Annotated in this window: 2 protein-coding genes; both read left to right on the forward strand. The window is 68.7% G+C overall.

Annotation, left to right across the window (positions count from 1 at the left end; translation table 11 throughout):
* Positions 1–1,272 (forward strand): glycoside hydrolase family 38 C-terminal domain-containing protein (locus ELR45_RS23950; protein ID WP_205857158.1); only part of this gene is annotated, 1,272 nt, incomplete at its 5' end.
* A 4-nt stretch (positions 1,273–1,276) separates the two neighbouring features.
* The gene (locus ELR45_RS23955; RefSeq protein ID WP_205857159.1) at positions 1,277–2,635 is read left to right on the forward strand and encodes an ABC transporter substrate-binding protein; all 1,359 of its coding nucleotides are present in this window, start codon (positions 1,277–1,279) and stop codon (positions 2,633–2,635) included.
* The last annotated feature ends 128 nt before the right edge of the window (positions 2,636–2,763 follow it).

Genomic DNA, 2,763 nt, shown 5'->3' on the forward strand with positions numbered 1-2,763 from the left:
GAGGAGCGCCCCGGGGTCCCCCGCGAAGTATCCGAGCGCCAGCGAGGAACTTCGTGGGGTGGGGGCGACGACCTCGCCGCGGGCGAGGACGGGAATTCTCCCTCCCCACCGCTCCTGCATCCCTCAGATCCGAGCAAGCCGAGACCAAGCAGGCCCTCCGCCGACGTCGTCCTCGACAACGGTTTGGTACGTGCCGTCGTCGACACGACGGGGCATGCGACCTCGCTGCACGACGCCGCCTCCGGCCGCGAGATCGTCCCGCCCGGGCAGCGGCTCGGCCTGCTACAGCTGTTCCGCGACGAACCGGTGCGCTGGGACGCCTGGGACGTCGACCGGCACGTCCTCGGGCTCGGCACCGACCTGGTCGACGTGACCTCGATGTCCACGCAGACCAGCGACGACGGGACCCGGAACGTCACCGTCGAGCGCGCCTTCGGCCGCTCCCGCGCCCGGCTGACGTACCGTCTCGCACCAGGCGCCCGGCAGCTCGACATGGAATGCGCGATCGATTGGCACGAACGCGAACACATGCTCAAGGTCTGCCTCCCCGTCGCCGTCCGTACGGCCAATGCCCGGTTCGAGACCCAGTACGGCTACGTCGAGCGCGCGATCCATCAGAACACGCCCTGGGACGAGGCCCGGTTCGAATCGTGCACACACCGCTATGTGCATGTGGACGAGCCTGGATATGGCGTCGGCGTGGTCAACGACTCCACCTACGGGAGCGACGTGTCCCGGCTGCCGGCCGACGCCGGCGGCGGAACCCTCATCCGGCTTTCGTTGCTGCGCGCACCCATGTACCCGGATCCGAACACCGACCAGGGTCAGCACCTGCTGCGCTGGTCCGTGGTCTGCGCGCCGGACCCCGCGAACACCGTCGCCGCCGCATACGAGCTCAACGCACCCGAGCTCGCGGCGCTGCCCGACATCGAGCCGCTGGTCCGGCTCGACCTGACCGAGGGGGCGGCCGTCGTCGACTGGGTCAAGCTTGCCGACGACCGGTCCGGCGACGTCGTCGTCCGCCTCTACGAAGCCCTCGGCGGACGCGCCGCCGGCCGGCTGCGACTCTCCGGCGCGATCGACCAAGACGCTGCCATCGTCGAGACCGACCTGCTCGAGCGCCCTCTCGGCTCCCCCGACGACGACCTACCGCAGGCGCTGCACGGCACGGCCGGTGTCGCCCTCGGGCCGTTCCAGGTCGCCACCCTGCGGATCCAGCGATCTGGTGCCCGCATCACCACCGCAACAGGTTCCACCGACACGAAGGAGTGAAACCATGAGAAGCTCCACCACCCACCGAGGGCTCCGGCTCTCCCGCACCCCCCGCAAGCACATGCCCCCCGTGGCATTGGCCGGTGTGGCGGCGGCAACGCTGTTCCTCAGCGCATGTGGGATCGGTGGTGGTGACGACGATTCCGCCGACACCACAGACACAGACGCCGGTGACCAGGAAGAGGCCGACCTCTCCGGCGAGATCACCTTCCAGACCTGGAACCTTCAGGGCGGCTACGAGGACTACTTCAACGACCTCGTCGCCGACTTCGAAGAGCAGCATCCGGACACCACGATCGACTGGATCGACCAGCCGGCCGAGGGCTACCAGGACAAGCTCTCCGCCGACGCGGCCGCCGGCACGCTGCCCGACGTGATCGACATCGGGCCCGAGGCCGCCTACACGCTCGCCAGCGCGGACATGCTCCTGGACCTGTCGCAGGCGGATCCGGAGGCGGAACAGCAGTATCTGCCGAAGTCCTGGGAGGCCATGACGTTCGCCGGGCTCGGCAACGGAACCTACGGCTACCCCTGGTACCTCAACACCGGGCCGTCGTTCTTCAACACCGAGCTGTTCGATGAGTGCGGGCTCGACTCCGACAGCCTGCCCGAGACGTTCGACGAGCTCTTCGACCAGGCCGCCACCATGGCCGAGTCCTGCTCGGACACACCCATGATCGGCCGGATGCCGGCGATCGAGACGTTCGGCATGTACGGCGTGGAGCTCATGAACGAAGAAGGCACCGAGTTCACGTTCAACAACGAGGCCGGCGTCCAGCTCGTCGAAGACTACAAGGAGCTCTACGAGGCCGGCGGTCTCACCGAGGACAGCCTGAACGAGCAGCAGACCGGCGAGCTCGAAGGGTTCAAGGCCGGCCACCTGGGATGGCTCCCGGGCAGTTCCTACACCCTGCAGGACCTCAGGGAGACCGCCCCGGACGTCTACGAGAACGTTGCCATGGGCCCGCTCATCGCGAACGCCGCCCCCAACATGTACATCCAGTCGATCGCGGTCAACTCGCAGTCGGAGAACCAAGACCTGGCCATCGAGTTCGCCCGGTTCGTGACCAACGCCGACAACCAGCTCGCGTTCTCGCAGGAGGCCGCGATCTTCCCGTCCGCGGACGGCAGCCTCGACGACCCGTACTTCACCGAGGAAGAGGACAGCGACGACTCCCGGGTGCGAGTGGAGGCGGCACAGCAGGTCGGCGAGGCCGAGGTCTACTGGCCGCCGGCCTTCTCCTCCCAGTCGGCCGACTTCCTGCGCGAGCAGATCGCGCTCGCCATCCAGGGCGACAAGTCGCCGCAGCAGGCGCTCGATGAGTCCGTCGACTACGCGAACGAGAGGCTCGACTCCGAGTGAGTGAGGCACATCCGAGCTCGCCGTCCGGAGCGCCGAGCCCGCCCGAAGCGCGGGCCGGCCTCGGACGGCAGGATGCGGGCCGGTCCCGGACGGATCACACGTCCGGGACCCGGCCCGGGCACGGCTCC

It is taken from the genome of Phytoactinopolyspora endophytica (genome assembly GCF_004138495.1).
Lineage (GTDB): Bacteria > Actinomycetota > Actinomycetes > Jiangellales > Jiangellaceae > Phytoactinopolyspora > Phytoactinopolyspora endophytica.

Bases quoted from the DNA above. Each gene is read 5' to 3' on its own strand.
- ELR45_RS23955 (WP_205857159.1), top strand. From the start codon at position 1,277: ATGAGAAGCTCCACCACCCACCGAGGGCTCCGGCTCTCCCGCACCCCC.